The sequence below is a fragment of the Qipengyuania gaetbuli genome (assembly GCF_020171365.1).
GTDB lineage: Bacteria > Pseudomonadota > Alphaproteobacteria > Sphingomonadales > Sphingomonadaceae > Qipengyuania > Qipengyuania gaetbuli_B.
On record NZ_JAIUZO010000002.1, the window covers coordinates 1,674,279 to 1,690,529 of the forward strand.

Sequence of the window (16,251 nt, forward strand, 5' to 3'; positions counted from 1 at the left end):
ACCGGGAGGGCTTTTGCTTTGTGGCCTTCGCTAGTGCGCTCAGCGGCTCAGGCGAACCGCCACGTACTGGGCCGGGCGACCGCGGCGCTGGACGCGCAGCAGGACGGCCTCGCGGTTCTCGGCTTGCGCACCGCGCACGGCAGTTTCGAGGTCGGCAACGGCGGTCAGCGGGCGGTAGTTCGCGGACAGGATGATGTCGCCGCGCTGCAGGCCCTTGCGCGCCGCATCCGAGTTGCGGTTGACCGAAGCGATCACCACGCCGCGCGTATCGGCGCCAGCGCCCAGCTGGCGGGCAATCTGCGGCGTCAGTTCGAGCACCTGCAGGCCGAGGCGTTCCTCGATCACCGCATTGTCGCTCGGCGCCATGTCGTCTTCCTGTTCGGCATCGGGGTCGAACATCTGGCTCTGGCGCAGCTCCTCTTCGGTCGGACGCTTGCCCACAGTGACGTTGATGCGGCGGCGTTCGCCGTCGCGCACGACATCAAGCGGGATGGTCGTGCCCGGCGCGATATTGGCGACGAGGTAGGACAGCGTCTGGTCGGGCGTCACGTCGCGGCCATTGACCTTGAGCACGATGTCGCCCGGCTGCAGACCCGCGCGTTCGGCCGGCTGGCCGGCCTGGACCGACTGGACGAACTCGCCGCGATTGCGCTGCAGGCCCAGCGAAGCGGCGACGTCTTCGGTCACCGGCTGGATCTGGATGCCGAGATATCCGCGTTCGATTTCCACGCCGCGACGCAGCTTGTCGACGATGGGCGCGGCGGTTTCTGCGGGAATTGCGAACCCGATGCCCACGCTGCCGCCCGAAGGCGAATAGATGGCATTGTTAATGCCGATGACATTGCCTTGCATGTCGAACAGCGGGCCGCCCGAATTGCCGCGGTTGATGGCCGCGTCGGTCTGGATGTAGCGGTCGTACGCGCCCGCGCCGGTGTTGCGCAGCACGCTGGAGACGATGCCGCTGGTCACCGTGCCGCCGAGGCCGAAGGGGTTGCCGATGGCAACGACCCAGTCACCCACGCGCGCCTGGCTCGAATCGCCGAATCTCACGAAGGGGAAGGGCTGGCTGCGGCTGACCTTGAGCACGGCAAGGTCGGACTGGGCGTCGGTGCCGACCAGTTCCGCCTCGTATTCGGTGCCGTCGGGCAGGGTGACGGTGATTTCTTCCACCGTGCCGCGGCCCGAAGGGCTGACGACGTGGTTGTTGGTCACGACATAACCGTCGGCCGAAATGAAGAAGCCCGAACCCAGCGACTGGCCTTCGCGGTACTGCGGCTCCTGCGGTTGCTGGCCGCCATTGCGGCGGTTGAACAGGTCTTCGAACGGCGTGCCGGCAAAGGGGTTGCCGCCGTTACCGTTGGAAATCTCGATCCGCTGGCGGGTAGAGATGTTGACCACGGCAGGCTGCAGCTGTGCCGTCAGATCGGCGAAGCTTTCGGGGGCCCCGGCACGCGGGACCACGCGGGCCATGTGGGAATCGTCGTTCTGGGCGACCTGCGCTCCGGCGGGATATCCGGCGAGGGAAAGAGCAGCGCCTCCGGCAAGCAGGGCGGCGGTTACGGAATATGCATATCGCACTGGCTTCACGTCCTTCATTTCCTCTTCGTCTGTATCTGCACGAAGATCACACCGCTTCTATGCGGGACCCGTGCAGGCGGTTCCTGCTGGCGAGACTGCCAAGGGGCGCTGAATGCCCGTTGAACGCGGTGTTGCGCGTTCGACGAACCGTCAACGCCGCCCGCGGAATTGCCGCAGGTACTCGTTGTCCGGCGACAGGATGATGTTGCTCTCCGCATTCCCGTTGCCGGGTGCGAAGGTGGCATCATAGCTCTGCATCGCGCGGTAGAAGTCGTAGAAGCCCGCGTCCTTGCCGAAGCTTTCGGCGTAAATGCGCGCAGCTTCCGCGTCGGCTTCTGCACGGATGATGCGGGCATCGCGGGCGCCCTGTGCGCGGATCGTGCGCGCTTCGCGCTCGCGGTCCGATTCCATCCGGCGGAAGGCCGATTGCAGCGGCGCTTCGGGCAGGTCGGTGCGGGTGATCTTCACGTCCACCACTTCCGCGCCGTACTGGCGGGCCTGCCGGTCGAGATTGGTCCGCACATTGGCCAGCGCATCGCCGCGTTCTGCGGTGAGCATCGCCTGGAAAGTGCGGCGGCCCAGTTCCTGGCGCAGGACCGAGTTCAGGATCGGCTGCAGCGCATTGCGCACGCCATCGGTCGAACCGGCGCGTTCCACCATGGTCACCGGATCGGTGATGCGGAAGCGGGCATAGGCGTTGACTAGCAGGCGCTGCTGGTCGTTCGAAAGGACTTCCTCATCGCTCATCTCGAGGTCGAGAAGGCGCTTCTCGATGCGCACGACCTTGTCGATGAAGGGCCAGCGGAAGTGGAGGCCGGCTTTCAGATTGCCGCTGGGCGTATTGATCGTGCCGACCGGTTCACCGGTCCTGACGATCACGACCTGCTCTTCTTCGGGCACGACGAAGGCGCTCAGCATGAATGCCACAACGGCAAGGCCGAGGGCGGCGACGGTCGCCTTATGATCTTCCCAGATCTGCTGCATGTTCATGGCCATGTTACTGGCCCTCCTGCGTGGTCACGGTGTTCGCCTGCGTCCCCTGCTTGGCCCGCGCACGGATTTCCGGCAGCGGCAGGTAGGGCGTCACATTGTTGGTTTCGACCACGGTCTTGGGCGTCTTGGAGAGCACGCGTTCCATGGTTTCGTAATAGAGGCGCTGGCGCGTCACTTCGGGGGCAAGGCGGTACTGTTCGTAGACCTTGTCGAAGGCTTCCGCCTCACCCTGCGCCTGTGCAAGCACCTGCTGGGCTTCACCGCGGGCCTTGTTGCGCGCGGCATCGGCCTGCTGTTCGGCGACCTGCACGTCGCGGAAGGCCTCGACCACGTCGGACGGCGGGTCGGCCTTTTCGATTTCGACACCGAGCACGCGCACGCCTGCCTGGTAGCCGTCGAGCGTGCGCTGCATCCGTTCGCGTACTTCCTGTTCGATCGCCGCACGGCCCTGGCCCGAGAAGGTCTCGTCCAGCTCGGTTTCGGCGACCGCGGCGCGCATGGCAGCCTCGGCCACGTCGTTGACCGTTTCCACCGGATCGACGAGGCGGAACTTGAAGTCTTCCAGGTCGGAGATGTTCCAGCGCACGATGAAGCTCAAATCGACGAGGTTCTGGTCACCCGTCAGGATCAGCTTCACCTGCTGGTTGGAGCCGGGAACGCGCTCGATCCGCACGCCCTGCACGTCCTCGACATCGACCGTTTCGATCGGGAAGGGCAGTGAAAAATTGAGGCCCGGGGTCATCTTGCGGGTGTAATTGCCCAGCGTCTTGACCACGGCTTCCTGCTGGGGGCCAATCAGGTGGACGCTGGTCGCAAGCAGGCCGAGCGCGACGATCCCGGCCACTGCGACCGGGAACCAGCTCTTGCCGCCGGGGCGCTGGGGCATCCGGAAACCGGGCCCGCCGGGTCCGCCGGTGCGGCGCGGGCCTTCGGGGCCGCGGCTCTTGAAGATGTCTTCGATATTGGGACCGCGACGGTCACCGCCGCTGCCAGGCGGCAGCCACGGATTCTTGGGGCCCTTGGGCTTGCTTGCCTCGGGCTCGTCCTTGTCGCCACCGTCTCCCGATGAACTGCCCCCGCTACCCCAAGGGTTCTTTCCGCCAGCCATTGCTAGGCCGATCCTCCGTCCAAATCCGTCCAGAATTCTCATGAATGTCTTATAGGAAGGGTTTGGCGGAAAAACAGGGGTTGCGGTGCGGATTTCGATGCTACAGCAGCCCGCAGCATGGCGACGAGCGAAATTACCGACGATCTTCCACCCGAATTTGCCGGACGCGTCAGTGCAGCGACGCTGAAGGAAGGACGCGCGCTGATCGTGTTCGATGCGGCCGGCCTTGGCGAAGCCGAACGCGCCGCGATTGAGCGTGACATTATCGCGCGGCTTTCCGCTCGCAGCGATGTGAATGAGGTGCGCGTGGTGATGACGGCAGAGCGCAAGGCGCCCACGCTCATCGCGATCGGGTCGGGCAAGGGCGGCGTGGGCAAGTCGACGCTGACCGCCAATCTCGCCATCGCGCTGGCGCGGCAGGGCATTCGCACCGGCCTCGTCGATGCGGACGTATATGGCCCCTCGCAGCAGGTCATCTTCGATGCGGAGGATGCCAAGCCCGATGCCCGGGACAACCGGATGATCCCGGTGGAGACGAAATTCGGCGTGCGCATGCTCTCGATGGGCCAGCTGGTCGCGCCCGGCCGTGCCATCGCCTGGCGCGGGCCGATGGTCGGCAATGCGCTGGCGCAGATGATCGATGCGCACTGGGATGCGGAAGATGTGATCCTCATCGACCTGCCGCCGGGCACGGGCGACGTGCAGCTGACGATGGTGCAGAAATACAAGCCGGCAGGCGCGATCCTGGTCTCGACGCCGCAGGACCTGGCGCTGATCGACGCGGCGCGTGCCGGGCAGTTCTTCGATGCGGCATCCGTCCCCGTGATCGGACTGGTCGAGAACATGGCCGGTTATGCCTGCCCGCATTGCGGCGAGCTTTCCGATCCTTTCGGCAAGGGCGGTGTCGAAGCTGCAGCTCAGCGCCTCGAACTTCCTTTCCTCGGCCGCATCCCGCTCGACCTTGCAATCAGGCAGGGCAGCGATGCGGGCGAACCGCCGGCGGCGGGCGACAGCGCGCAGGCCGAACCCTTCCTCTCGATTGCCGGAAAGCTGGCGGCATGGATTTCCGCAAGAAGCTGACCGAAGCCGCTGGCCGGGTGAAACTGCCCGAAGTCTCGCGCCGGCAATTGCTGGTCGGCGCGGCGGCGGGCGGCGGCCTGCTGCTGGCGTGGACGCTCTGGCCGCGCAGCTACCCGACCTCGCTGGTCCCGGGCGAAGGCGAGGCCGAGTTCGGCGGGTGGCTGACCATCGGGCGCGACAGCGTGGTCACGGTCGCCATCCCGCAGCTCGAGATGGGGCAGGGCGTCACCACGCTGCTCGCGCAGATCGCGGCAGTCGAACTGGGCGCGGACTGGCGGCAGGTCGGGGCGGAACCGGTTTCGCCTTCGGGCCATTTCCCCAACCTTCCCCTGGCTGCGCAATGGGCGCCGCTGTGGGCCAATTTCCCCTCGCTTGCAGGCGAACCAGACGACTGGCTCGTCGAACGCTTCGCCGGCGCAACTTCGTTCGGCGCAACCGTCGGCGGTACTTCTCTTGCCGCATACGAGGCGCCCTTGCGTGCCGCGGCCGCCAGCGGACGTGACATGCTGGTGCGCGTGGCGGCAGACCGCTGGGACGTCGCGGCCGAGGAGTGCGAGGTGAGCGGCGGTTTCGTGCGCCATTCGGCTGGTGGGCAATTGCGTTTCGGCGAACTGGTCGATGACGCGCGCGAACTGGACCCGCCGGACCCGGCGCCGCTGCTGCCGGTCGCGGCCTTCGAGGACCCGGTGTTCGGCGAGGCCGATGCACCGACCGCTTTCCCGCGCATCGACCTGCCATCCAAGGTGGACGGCAGTCATCTGTTCGCAGGCGATATCCGCCTGCCCGGCATGGTCTTCGCCTCGATCCGCCACGGCCCGGTGGGCCTGCCCGAACTGTTCCGCTTCGACGAGAGCGCGGTCGCGGGGATGCGCGGGCTCGTGGGCGTGGTGAAGTCGAAGCGCTGGCTGGCGGCGGTGGCCGAAAGCTGGTGGATTGCCGACCAGGCGCTGGCGTGGATGCGTGCCCATTTTACCGGTCCTGGCGCGCTGGAGCAGGCGGTGCTCGATACAGAGATAGAGCGCGCCCACGAACGGCGCGCCGATCTTGGCGAGCGGATTTTCGAGCTCGGCAATCCCGACGCCGCGCTGGGCAAGCCTTCACTCCAGCGCCGTTACGATGTAGCGCCCGCTGTCCACGTTCCGCTCGAAACTGCCAGCGCAACCGCGCGGCTCGTCGACGGGCGGCTCGAATTATGGATGGCCTCTCAGGCTCCGGCAGCCGCGCGCGAGGCAGCGGCGAAGGCGATCGGCATCTCGCCCGAGGACGTGGTCTTCTACCCCGTTGCGGCAGGCGGCAGTTTCGATGCCCGGATCGAGAAGCAGCACGCGATCGAGGTCGCGCAAATCGCCGCCGAGATCGGCAGGCCGGTCCAGCTCACTTGGTCGCGCGTGCAGGATATCCAGGCCGTGCCGCCGCGCGCTCCGGCAGCGGCGGACATGGCGGCCAGCATGGGCGGTGAAGGCCAGCCGCTCGCCTGGCGGGCGCGGATCACCACGCCGCCTTTCATGCGCGAGATGGGTCACCGCCTGTTCGACAATCTGACACCCGAGGCCGCGCGCGAGGAAAGCCGCGGCAAGGCCGATGCGCTGGCGGTCGCCGGGGCGATTCCCCCCTATGGCATCGGCGAAGTCGCGGTGGACCACGTGCCGGCCAGCATCCGCCTGCCGGTCACGCGGATGCGCGGCGGGGCCGAGGCGCTGACCGCCTTCTTCACCGAAACCTTCATCGACGAGCTGGCCGTGGAGGCCCGGCGCGATCCCTTCCTTTACCGCATGGCCCTGCTCGGCGGAGCTCCGCGCATGGCCGAATGCCTGCGCCGCGCCTCGCGTCTCGGCGAATGGGATGGCGGGCGCTCCGGCAGCGGGCAGGGCATCGCGATGGTTCGCATGGGGCAGGACGCGGCGAGTGCAGGGCACGTCGCCTGCGTGGCGCAAGCCGGCATGGGCCCGGGCGGTGCGCGCGTGACGCAGCTGACCGCAGCGGTCGACATCGGGCGGATCGTCAATCTCGACATTGCCCGCCAGCAGATCGAGGGCGGGCTGGTCTACGGCCTGTCGCTGGCGCTGGGATCCTCGGTCAAATACGAAAGCGGCCATCCGGTCCCGCGCAACCTGCGCGCCTTGGAACTGCCGCGGCTGGCCGATTGTCCGGAGATCGTGGTCGATTTCATCGCGAGCGATGCGGAACCGTTCGATCCCGGCGAACTTGGTGTGGCGGTGGCCGCACCCGCCATCGGCAATGCATTGTTTGCGGCGACGGGCCTGCGCCTGCGCCGCCTCCCGCTTCTTTCGGAGGGTTTATGAGGTTCGCGCAGTGACTTGGCAGGACCAGCAGCTTCCCGCCGATCACCCGCCTGTCAAATCGGGCCGGATCGGAGTGCTCATCGTCAATCTCGGCACGCCCGATGCGCCCGAGCGTGGGCCGGTGAAACGCTATCTCGGCGAATTTCTGTCAGACAAGCGCGTGGTCGAGATCCCCGACATCGTCTGGCAGCCAATCCTGCGCGGCATCATCCTCAACACCCGGCCAAAACGCAGCGCGAAAGCCTATGCCAAGGTCTGGACGCCGGAGGGGTCCCCGCTAGCGGTGATCACCCGTACGCAGGCCGCGTCCATGCAGGAACGGCTGGGGCAGGGCGTGATGGTCGATCATGCCATGCGCTACGGCCAGCCCGCCATTGCCGAGCGGTTGCAGGCGCTGATGGACGCGGGCTGCGACCGCATCCTGCTCGCCCCGCTCTATCCGCAATACAGCGGCGCGACGACGGCGACGGTGGTGGACAAGGCGGCAGATGCCTTGCGCAAGATGCGCTGGCAGCCCGCCCTTCGCACACTGCCGCCCTATCACGACGATCCCGCCTATATCGAGGCGCTGGAGGCCGACCTTGTCCGCCAGCTCGACGCGCTCGATTTCGCACCCGAGGTGCTTGTGCTGAGCTTCCACGGCATGCCGCAGCGCACGCTCGAACTGGGCGATCCGTACCACTGCCATTGCCAGAAGACCTCGCGCCTCCTGCAGGAACGGCTGGCTGGTCGCGGGCTTCGGTTCCGCACCAGCTTCCAGTCGCGCTTCGGTCCGGCAAAATGGCTGGAGCCGGCGACGGACACCGTGCTGAAGGAAGAAGCGGCAGCGGGCACGAAGCGTCTCGCGATTGCCGCACCGGGCTTTTCCGCCGATTGCCTGGAAACGCTGGAAGAGCTGGCAATGGAAGGCCGCGACGAGTTTCTCGACGGCGGCGGCACGCATTTTGCGGCCCTGTCCTGCCTCAATGCCTCCGACGCTGGCCTCGTAATGCTGGAAAGCGTGCTGCGGCGCGAATTGTCGGGCTGGATTTAGGTCCCGGGATTACTTACAAGGAAGTAAGTAGTCAGGAGCAACCTATTTCATGGCCACGCTAGCCGAGCACAAGCCTGTCGAGTTCACCCACTGGAGCGACCGCCTGCCGGACGGCGCGCTCGATCATATTCCGGGCGAGGGCGGCTGGCCGGTTGTCGGCAATACTTTCCGCATGCTGGCCGATCCGCACGGCTTTGCGCGGCGGATGTACGAGACCTACGGGCCGGTCTACAAGAACTGGGCCTTTGGCGGCTGGCAGGTTGCCCTGATCGGCGCCGATGCCAACGAGCTGATGCTGTTCGACCGCGGCAAACTGTTCTCCAGCGAACAGGGCTGGGGCCCGATCCTCGACCAGCTGTTCCCGCGCGGCCTTATGCTGCTCGATTTCGACCATCACCGGGCCGACCGCCGTGCACTGTCGATCGCCTTCAAGCCCGAACCGATGCGCCATTATTCGGGCAGCCTCAATCGCGGTATCGCCCAACGCATGGAGCAGTGGGGCGAGGGCGAGATGCGCTTCTACCCGTCGATCAAGGAACTGACGCTTGATCTTGCAGCGGACAGTTTCATCGGCATCGAATGGGGTCCGGAAGCCGACAAGATCAACACCGCCTTCATCGACATGGTGCAGGCCAGCGTCGCGCCGGTGCGCAAGCCGCTGCCCTTCACCCAGATGAAAAAGGGCGTCGACGGGCGCAAATTCCTCGTCGAATACTTCACGAAGGAAACGCATCGCCGCCGCGCGGAAGGCGGCGGGCAGGACATGTTCAGCCAGTTCGCCACCGCCACGCACGAGGACGGCAACCTGATGCCGGTCGACGAGGTCGTCGACCACATGAACTTCCTGATGATGGCCGCGCACGACACAATCACCAGCTCGGCGACCTCGCTCATCTGGCTGCTCGCCAAACATCCCGAATGGCAGGAAAAACTGCGCCAGGAAGTCATTTCGGTGACCGGCGGCGTCGATGCCAAGGGCAAGGTGCGCGACCTCGCCTACGATGATCTCGGCAAGCTCGAGCTGACGGAAATGGCCTTCAAGGAAGCGCTGCGCATGGTGCCGCCGGTCCCTTCGACCCCGCGCCGCGCGCTGAAGGATTTCGAATATGGCGGCTACACGATCCCTGCGGGCACGGCGGTAGGCATCAACGCCCACATGGTCCACCACATGGCGGAACACTGGGAAACGCCGAACGATTTCAACCCGATGCACTTCACGCCCGAATCGGTGAAGGCGCGGCACAAATATGCCTGGGTCCCCTTCGGCGGCGGCGCGCACATGTGCCTCGGCCTGCACTTCGCCTACATGCAGGTGAAGATCCTGCTGGCCCAGATGCTGCCGCGCTACGAGATCGAACTGGTTGCAGGCGATCCCGAATGGCAGCCCTGGCCGATCCCCAAGCCGAAGGACGGCCTGCGGATCAGGCTGAAAAGCATCTAAGCGGGATAGTTTCGCGAGCCGCTAGCCCCGCATCTTGCGAGGATGCACCCGCGACGGTGCGCGCAAATCATTAGAAGTCTATCGCGATGCCGTCCTTGACCCAGTCGCCGTAGCGCGTGGGACAGAGGTCCTCGTCGACCTCGCCCTTCTTGGGCTTGGGCGGCGGTTCGCTGCTCCAGTATTCGGGCTTTTCGAATTTCTCGGGCCGCTTGGTCACGCGTTCGGTCATGCGGGTAAAATGCGCAGGCTGGCGCATGGTTTCAAGTGGGGGTAGGGGCGCAGCAGAAATGGCACAGCCTCAGGGAATACACGCGCGCAAGGCCGCGCTTCGCCTGCTCGACGCGGTTCTTCGCCGGGGCGAGACGCTCGACGTCGCCTTTGGCGCAGCCACCAGCGACGTGCGCAAGTTCGAGGACAAGGCGTTGGCACGCGCCATCGCCGGCGAAGTGCTGCGCTGGCTGGTCGATCTCGACGCAGCCATCGACAGCGCGACGAAACAGAAACTACCCCACGATGCCAAGGTGCGCACTGTCCTGCGCATGATGCTGGCCCAGTGGCTGCGCCTCGAAACGCCGCACCATGCGGTAATCGCGACCGGCCTGCCGCTGCTTGCCGGTGGTCCGCGCAGGCTGGCGCACGGGGTCTTCTCCACGCTGACCAAGCGCGAGATCGCGCTGCCCGATGCGCCTACCCTGCCCGCCGAAGTGGCCGCGCGCTGGGGCGACAGGGCATCGGCCATCGCTGCCGGCCTCGCCGAACCGCCGCCGCTCGACCTGACGCTGCGCGATCCGGCAGAGACCGAGGTGTGGAGGGCAAAGCTTGCCGCCGACAGCTTGATGCCGGGACATCTGCGCCTGCCGCGCGGCGAGAATATCGAGAAGCTGGTCGGTTTTGCGGACGGGGCTTGGTGGGTGCAGGACCTTGCCGCCTCGATTCCGGCGCGCCTGCTCGGTGCGGGCGAGGGCCGCCACGCGCTCGACCTGTGCGCCGCGCCCGGCGGCAAGACGCTGCAACTGGCCGCGCAAGGGTGGAAGGTCACTGCGCTCGATATTTCCAAGCGCCGCCTCGATCTTTTGAAAGCCAATCTCAAGCGCACCGGCCTTGCCGCAGGAACCGTGCGCGCCGATGCGCTCACCTGGGAACCGAAACACCAGTTCGATGCAATCCTGCTCGACGCGCCCTGCACGGCAACCGGGACCGCGCGCCGCCACCCCGATGTGCTGCACCGCATCGGACCGCGCCATATCGCGGAAATGGCCGAGTTGCAGGCTGCGCTCCTCGAACGCGCTCAAGGCTGGCTCAAGCCCGGCGGCATGTTGGTCTACGCCACCTGTTCGCTAGAGCGCGAGGAAGGCGAGGCGCAGGCAGCCGAAGTCGGCATGGCAACGCTTCCCATCGCCAGCGACGAACTGCCAGCGGGCGTCGTCCCCACTGCCGAAGGCTATCTGCGCACCGACCCGGGAATGCTGAGCGATGAAGGCGGCCTCGACGGCTTCTTCATCGCCCGTTGGCGCGCGGACTGATCAGCCTGCCTCGGGCACCGCGCGCGGCCAAATGCGCCCGGGGATCAGCTGTCGATGCAGTATTCGATCGACGTGCAGTCCCTGCCCGACTGGCGGATCTGCATGGAGATACGGTCTCCGGTGTCGGCAAGGCATTCGACCTCGAATGGGACGCCGAGTTCGACGTAGCGGTCGAAGCGCATTTCGGCTTCGCTCACCCGGAAGGAGTCACCGCCGCGCAGCAGACTGGCGAACTGGCGGGCTACTTCGGCAAGGTGCGCCGAATTCACGTGGTCGCCCGATCCGTCGAGCCAGGGGTGGGCGGGAGGCATGGCATTGGCGGGATCGAGGAGGCCCGTTGCCAGCATGCCGTCCAGCGGGCCGAGGAAGGGGAATTCCTCCTCGCCGAGGCCGAGCGTAGCCCGGTCCGCATAGGGAAAATCGGCGGAAGAAACCTTGTCGTCACGCTCCTTGGCTCCGCTGCGCCATTTCTCGAAGTCGCGCGTGCGGAACACGACGCCGCGCCCGTCGAGGCGGCAGACCAGCGCGCCCGATGCGTCATGAAGATGGATGGAAAAGCTTTCCTTGCCCTCGATCCGCGTGCGTTCGTAGCGCCCGCGGGCCATGCGGCCGACGCCGGGCTCGCCGCAGCGCCAGTGCGTCCAGGTGAGGGCCGACCACTTGTCGGGGTCCCAGCCGCCAAGAGCCATCGCGCTTTCGACGCTCAGCCAGTAGCTTGCCGCCTGGATCGCTCCTGGATGATGCGGACCGATCCGCAACCACGGCCACAGCGTGTCGTCCTGCGAACAGGCGAATTCGACGCTGCCGTCGGGATTGACGACGTGGTCGCTGGTAAAGGCCTTGGTGTGCGCTCCCGGCATGGACGGGAAGATTGCACCCCAAGGCCCGCGCTACAAGCGTCGCCTTTGGTTCAGGCCTCGGGCTTGAGGTACTGCTGGAAGCTCTTGCGCAGCTTCATCAGCTTGGGCGGGATGACCGCGAGGCAGTATGGATTGCGCTGGCCTTCGCCTTCCCAATACTCCTGGTGGTAATCTTCGGCCGGATACCATTCGCCGGTCTCGATCGTGGTCACTGCGTTCTGGCCGGGATGGTCTTCGTTCCAGCGGGCAATGGCCGCCTCGGCCTCGGCGCGCTGGCTATCGTCGAGCGGGAAGATGGCGCTGCGGTATTGCGTGCCGATGTCGCCGCCCTGGCGATTGAGCTGGGTCGGGTCGTGGGTGCCGAGGAAGACGTCGTAGATCTGGGGCAGGGTAATCGTTTCGTCGTCGAAGGTGACGCGCACGCCTTCGGCATGGCCGGTGTCGCCGGTGCAGACCTCCTTGTAGGTGGGATTCGGCTTGGTCCCGCCGATATATCCGCTTTCGACCCCGCTCACGCCGATCACGTCCTTCATCACCGCTTCGGTGCACCAGAAGCACCCGCCTGCGACAATCGCCTGTTGCTGCGCCATGTAGTCAGTCTCCTTGTTGGACAGGCAGATAGGAAGCCTGTGGGCGCTTGTCATCTGCCCGATGTGAGGGCAGGAGGCGCGCGGGGAGTTCGAAGGAGACACACGATGCGTTACCTGCTTGCCGCTGCCGCCATCGCGATCGCAGCGCCTGCCGCCGCCCACAATCATGGGCAGGGTGAACACAAGAGCGAACATGGGGGCCATCACGGCCAGCACGACATGGCCGAGCATGTCAAAGACACCGCCATGTTCATGAAGCACCACGGCGAAGCGCTGTCGGGTGCCATCAACCATCCGACGCGCGCCGAAGACCGCAAGCGCGACCAGTTCCGCCACCCGGCCGAAACGCTCGCCTTCTTCCACGTTGGCCCGCACATGAAGGTGGGTGAATACGCCCCCGGCGGCGGCTGGTATTCGCGCCTGCTCGGCCACTATCTCGGCGGCGAGGGCAAGCTGGTCGGCATCTATGCCAATCCGCTCAACGCTGCGAGCGACGCAGAGCGGCAGGACCGCATCCGCGCTGCCGCTGCCGGCTTCGGCGCGGAAGTGGCAGGTTACACCGGACTTCCCGCCGACAACTTCTCGGGCATGACGCTGGAGACGATCCCCGAGGACCAGAAGGGTACCTTCGACCGCATCCTGGTGATCCGCGGCCTCCACGGCATCACGCGCACGGGCATTGCCGACACCGAGATGCGTGCGATGCGCGAACTGCTCAAGGACGACGGCTATCTCGGCATCGTCCAGCACCGCGCCAAGGCAGACGCGCCGTGGTCCTATGCCAACGGCACCAAGGGCTATTTGCGCCAGCAGGACGTGATCGATTTCATGCGCCTCAACGGCTTCGAGCTCGTCGCTGCGAGCGAGATCAACGCCAATCCGAACGATACCGCCGACCACGAAGGCGGCGTGTGGGAAATGCCCCCCGTCCAGAGCACGAAGCGCGCCGACCTCGCCGACAAGGGCGAAAGCGACCGCATGACGCTGCTGTTCAAGAAGCGGCCCTGAGGCCTGCAATGCGCGAACTGACCGTCGCAGTCCTCCAGCTTGCCCTCGCCCGAAAGGACGAGAGCGAGAACGTGGCCGCAGTGGCCGCCCTCGTGGAGGAGGCGGCGGGCAGGGGCGCGCAGGTCATCCTGCCGCCCGAGCTGTTCTCGGGCGAATATTTCTGCCGCGAGGAGGACGAAGCGCTGTTCAGCCTTGCCCGCCCGACGGCGCAGCACCCCTCTGTGCTGGTCATGCAGGAACTGGCGGCGAAGCATTCGGTGGCGATCCCGACCAGCTTTTTCGAGCGGGACGGGCACCATTATTACAACACGCTCGCCATGATCGGGCCCGACGGCGCGATCATGGGCACCTATCGCAAGAGCCACATTCCCGACGGCCCGGGTTACGAGGAAAAGTATTATTTCCGGCCCGGCAACGACGGGTTCAAGGTGTGGGACGTGCCCTGCAGCGGCGGCACGGCGCGCATCGGCGTCGGGATTTGCTGGGACCAGTGGTATCCCGAATGTGCCCGCGTGATGGCGCTCAAGGGCGCCGAAGTTCTTTTCTACCCCACGGCCATCGGGTCCGAACCCTATGACGCCGATCTCGACACCAGCCGAATGTGGCGCCGCGCCATGATCGGGCACGCGGTCTCGAACTGCATGCCGGTCGCGGCCGCCAACCGCATCGGTCACGAAGGCCCGGCGGACAGGCAGCAAAGCTTCTACGGCCACAGCTTCATCTCCGACGAATGGGGCGACCTGGTCGAGGAATACGGGCGCGAGGAAACCGGAGTGCTGGTGACCACGCTCGACCTCGACCGTGCCGCCACGCACCGCGCGGGAATGGGTTTCTTCCGCGACCGCCGACCGCAGCTCTACGGCAGGATCTGCGAGGACAGCTGACGGTGACCGGCACCGGCGCAGGGATCGACCAGGGGCAGCTGGACCAGCTGTTCACTGCCGCACTGGAAGCCGGCATCGCGCGGATCGAGAAAGACGGGCACTTTTTCCCGCTCGTCTTCGAACTGCGGTCCAACGGGGTGATCCACAATGTCGCCGTCCTCGACGCGGCACCGATCAGCGGGAGCGAGGGCGTGCTCGGTAGGCTGTCCGACCTCCTGCGCAGCCGGGCGCAGGACGGCCTCATCCGCGCCGCTGCCATTGTCAGGCATTGCACGGAGACGGCCCGGCTGTTCGTCCAGCTGAGAGCGCCGAACTACAGCCAGGACGTGGAAGTGCCTTTTGCGCTTTCGTCCGAAGGCCTGATCAGGCGTCGCCGCCGCCTGTCGCTGGGCGAGTTCACCTCCAGCCCGGCCGAGAACACGATTTTCTAGCCGCCGGCGAGCTCCTTCAGGATAATCGTCCAGTGGTCGAGGCCGGCGTAGAAGGCGTCGACCCGCATCCGTTCGTTGAGGCCATGGGCGTAGATGTCCTGCGGCCTGCTCGCGCCTGCGCCGATAGCTACGGTATCATAGCCTAGCGTGCGGTAATGCATGCCGTCCGTGCCGCCCGAAGACATGTGCGGCAACATCGGAATGGGCTTGCCGAACCGTGCGACCAGCGCCTTGGACAGGGCATCGCGAACTTCGTCCGGAAACTCGCTGACGCCGCTTTCGGTCGCTTCGGCGCGCTGGACGATGGCGATTTCGGGATTGCCGATCGCCGCGGCGAGCTGGGCTTTCACATTGTCGACCCCGTCGCCCGGAAAGACGCGGCAATTGACCGCCGCGCTGGCCGATTGGGGTAGCGCGTTCTGGGCATGCCCGCCCTTGAGCATGGTCGCCACGCAGGTGGTGCCGAGCGTGCCCACCAGGCTCGGATCGGCGCGGATGATCTCGATGGCCGAGGCATCCGAAGGGTCGGCGGCGAAGCGCTTCAGTGCGTCGCCCAGTTCGCCGGGCATGCTCTGGCCAAGCGCGCCGAGATAGGTGCGGGTCAGCTGCGTATCGCGCACGGGGAAGCGGTATTCGGCGATTTTCAGCAGTGCCGCCGCCAGGTCGTAAATGGCGTTGTCGCTGCGCGGGCGGGAGGAATGGCCGCCCTGATTGGTCGCGGTCAGATCGAAAGTGACATAGGTCTTCTCGGCCATCTGGACCTGCTGGGCGAGCGGCGAGAAATCGTCGGCCAGCCCGATGCCGCCGGCGTCCGAATTGAGGACATAGGCAGGATCCACGTTTTCCGCGATCCATTTCGCCTGCGCGCGGGTCGAGACCATGCCCGTCTCCTCGTCGCCCGAGAACACGAGATAGAGATCGCGGTTCGGCGTCCAGCCTTCCTCCTTCAAGCGGATGAAGGTGCTGGTGAGGTTCATCACCCCGTATTTGTTGTCCTGCGTGCCGCGGGCGTAGAAATAGCCGTCGGCCTCTGTTAGGGTGAAGGGATCGCGCTCCCAGTCCTCGGGCAGGGCATCGACCACGTCCATGTGCGCAAGCAGCGCGATCGGCTTTTCGTTCGAGGATCCATCGCCGCGATACCGTACGATCAGGCCCTGCGTCGGATCGCCTTCGCTGTCGTAGTCGGTGACCATGATGTCCCCGGAAGCAAAGCCTGCTTTCGACAGGCGGCCTGCGAGATAGGCGACCATGTCGTCCACCTGCCCGTGCCCGCGAGCGGTGCGGAAGGCGATGATGTCACGGTAGATTTCGTAGCTGCGCTGCTCATGCGCGCTGCGTTCATGCCCGTCCGCCGAAAGCGGCGCCGCGCCTGCCAGCAGCGCGAAGCCGATGGCTGCCCCGATCCCCTTCATCGCAATC

At 66.1% G+C, this 16,251-nt stretch carries 15 protein-coding genes; 8 read left to right on the top strand and 7 right to left on the bottom strand.

Annotated elements, in window-relative coordinates:
- Nucleotides 1–39 precede the first annotated feature (39 nt).
- The 3 genes from LCL94_RS08900 to hflK form a co-directional block, all read right to left on the bottom strand.
- Nucleotides 40–1,596: a Do family serine endopeptidase gene (locus LCL94_RS08900; RefSeq protein WP_224831889.1), complete on the bottom strand. Its 1,557-nt coding sequence runs from the start codon at nucleotides 1,594–1,596 to the stop codon at nucleotides 40–42.
- A gap of 132 nt (nucleotides 1,597–1,728) precedes the next feature.
- Nucleotides 1,729–2,562: a protease modulator HflC gene (hflC, locus tag LCL94_RS08905; protein WP_224832692.1), complete on the bottom strand. Its 834-nt coding sequence runs from the start codon at nucleotides 2,560–2,562 to the stop codon at nucleotides 1,729–1,731.
- A gap of 13 nt (nucleotides 2,563–2,575) precedes the next feature.
- The gene (hflK, locus tag LCL94_RS08910; protein WP_224831890.1) at nucleotides 2,576–3,679 is read right to left on the bottom strand and encodes a protease modulator HflK; all 1,104 of its coding nucleotides are present in this window, start codon (nucleotides 3,677–3,679) and stop codon (nucleotides 2,576–2,578) included.
- Between the two features lie 117 nt (nucleotides 3,680–3,796).
- On the opposite strand from hflK, the gene LCL94_RS08915 reads away from it, so the two are divergent.
- Genes LCL94_RS08915 through LCL94_RS08930 form a run of 4 tightly spaced genes read left to right on the top strand, consistent with a single transcriptional unit; the run spans nucleotide 3,797 to nucleotide 9,536 of the window.
- Nucleotides 3,797–4,759: an Mrp/NBP35 family ATP-binding protein gene (locus tag LCL94_RS08915; RefSeq protein WP_318245575.1), complete on the top strand. Its 963-nt coding sequence runs from the start codon at nucleotides 3,797–3,799 to the stop codon at nucleotides 4,757–4,759.
- A complete protein-coding gene (locus LCL94_RS08920) occupies nucleotides 4,738–7,062 on the top strand; it encodes a molybdopterin cofactor-binding domain-containing protein (RefSeq protein WP_224831891.1) in 2,325 nt (774 codons plus the stop codon). Before LCL94_RS08915 ends, LCL94_RS08920 begins: the two co-directional genes overlap by 22 nt.
- 10 nt (nucleotides 7,063–7,072) lie before the next feature.
- On the top strand, nucleotides 7,073–8,095 hold the full coding sequence (gene hemH, locus LCL94_RS08925) for a ferrochelatase (protein ID WP_224831892.1): 1,023 nt from the start codon (nucleotides 7,073–7,075) through the stop codon (nucleotides 8,093–8,095).
- 49 nt (nucleotides 8,096–8,144) lie between these two features.
- Entirely contained in the window at nucleotides 8,145–9,536 is a 1,392-nt protein-coding gene (locus LCL94_RS08930; RefSeq protein WP_224831893.1) for a cytochrome P450, read from the top strand.
- 70 nt (nucleotides 9,537–9,606) lie between these two features.
- Here the strand turns inward: LCL94_RS08930 and LCL94_RS08935 are convergent, their stop codons facing one another.
- Entirely contained in the window at nucleotides 9,607–9,765 is a 159-nt protein-coding gene (locus LCL94_RS08935; RefSeq protein ID WP_224831894.1) for a DUF1674 domain-containing protein, read from the bottom strand.
- 58 nt (nucleotides 9,766–9,823) lie between these two features.
- Here LCL94_RS08935 and LCL94_RS08940 point away from each other — a divergent pair, with 58 nt between their 5' ends.
- The gene (locus LCL94_RS08940) at nucleotides 9,824–11,059 is read left to right on the top strand and encodes an RsmB/NOP family class I SAM-dependent RNA methyltransferase (protein WP_224831895.1); all 1,236 of its coding nucleotides are present in this window, start codon (nucleotides 9,824–9,826) and stop codon (nucleotides 11,057–11,059) included.
- Nucleotides 11,060–11,103: 44 nt separating this feature from the next.
- Here the strand turns inward: LCL94_RS08940 and LCL94_RS08945 are convergent, their stop codons facing one another.
- On the bottom strand, nucleotides 11,104–11,919 hold the full coding sequence (locus LCL94_RS08945) for a hypothetical protein (RefSeq protein WP_224831896.1): 816 nt from the start codon (nucleotides 11,917–11,919) through the stop codon (nucleotides 11,104–11,106).
- Nucleotides 11,920–11,969: 50 nt separating this feature from the next.
- Nucleotides 11,970–12,509, bottom strand: coding sequence for a peptide-methionine (S)-S-oxide reductase MsrA (gene msrA / locus LCL94_RS08950; RefSeq protein ID WP_224831897.1), 540 nt, complete (start codon nucleotides 12,507–12,509; stop codon nucleotides 11,970–11,972).
- 105 nt (nucleotides 12,510–12,614) lie between these two features.
- On the opposite strand from msrA, the gene LCL94_RS08955 reads away from it, so the two are divergent.
- Genes LCL94_RS08955 through LCL94_RS08965 form a run of 3 tightly spaced genes read left to right on the top strand, consistent with a single transcriptional unit; the run spans nucleotide 12,615 to nucleotide 14,832 of the window.
- Entirely contained in the window at nucleotides 12,615–13,517 is a 903-nt protein-coding gene (locus tag LCL94_RS08955; RefSeq protein ID WP_224831898.1) for a class I SAM-dependent methyltransferase, read from the top strand.
- Between the two features lie 8 nt (nucleotides 13,518–13,525).
- Nucleotides 13,526–14,401: an N-carbamoylputrescine amidase gene (gene aguB, locus LCL94_RS08960; protein ID WP_224831899.1), complete on the top strand. Its 876-nt coding sequence runs from the start codon at nucleotides 13,526–13,528 to the stop codon at nucleotides 14,399–14,401.
- Between the two features lie 2 nt (nucleotides 14,402–14,403).
- A complete protein-coding gene (locus LCL94_RS08965) occupies nucleotides 14,404–14,832 on the top strand; it encodes a hypothetical protein (RefSeq protein WP_224831900.1) in 429 nt (142 codons plus the stop codon).
- On the opposite strand, the gene LCL94_RS08970 is transcribed toward LCL94_RS08965, so the two are convergent.
- Complete coding sequence (locus tag LCL94_RS08970; RefSeq protein ID WP_224831901.1) at nucleotides 14,829–16,244, bottom strand: M20/M25/M40 family metallo-hydrolase; 1,416 nt, start codon at nucleotides 16,242–16,244, stop codon at nucleotides 14,829–14,831. The genes LCL94_RS08965 and LCL94_RS08970 overlap by 4 nt on opposite strands.
- Nucleotides 16,245–16,251: the final 7 nt, after the last annotated feature.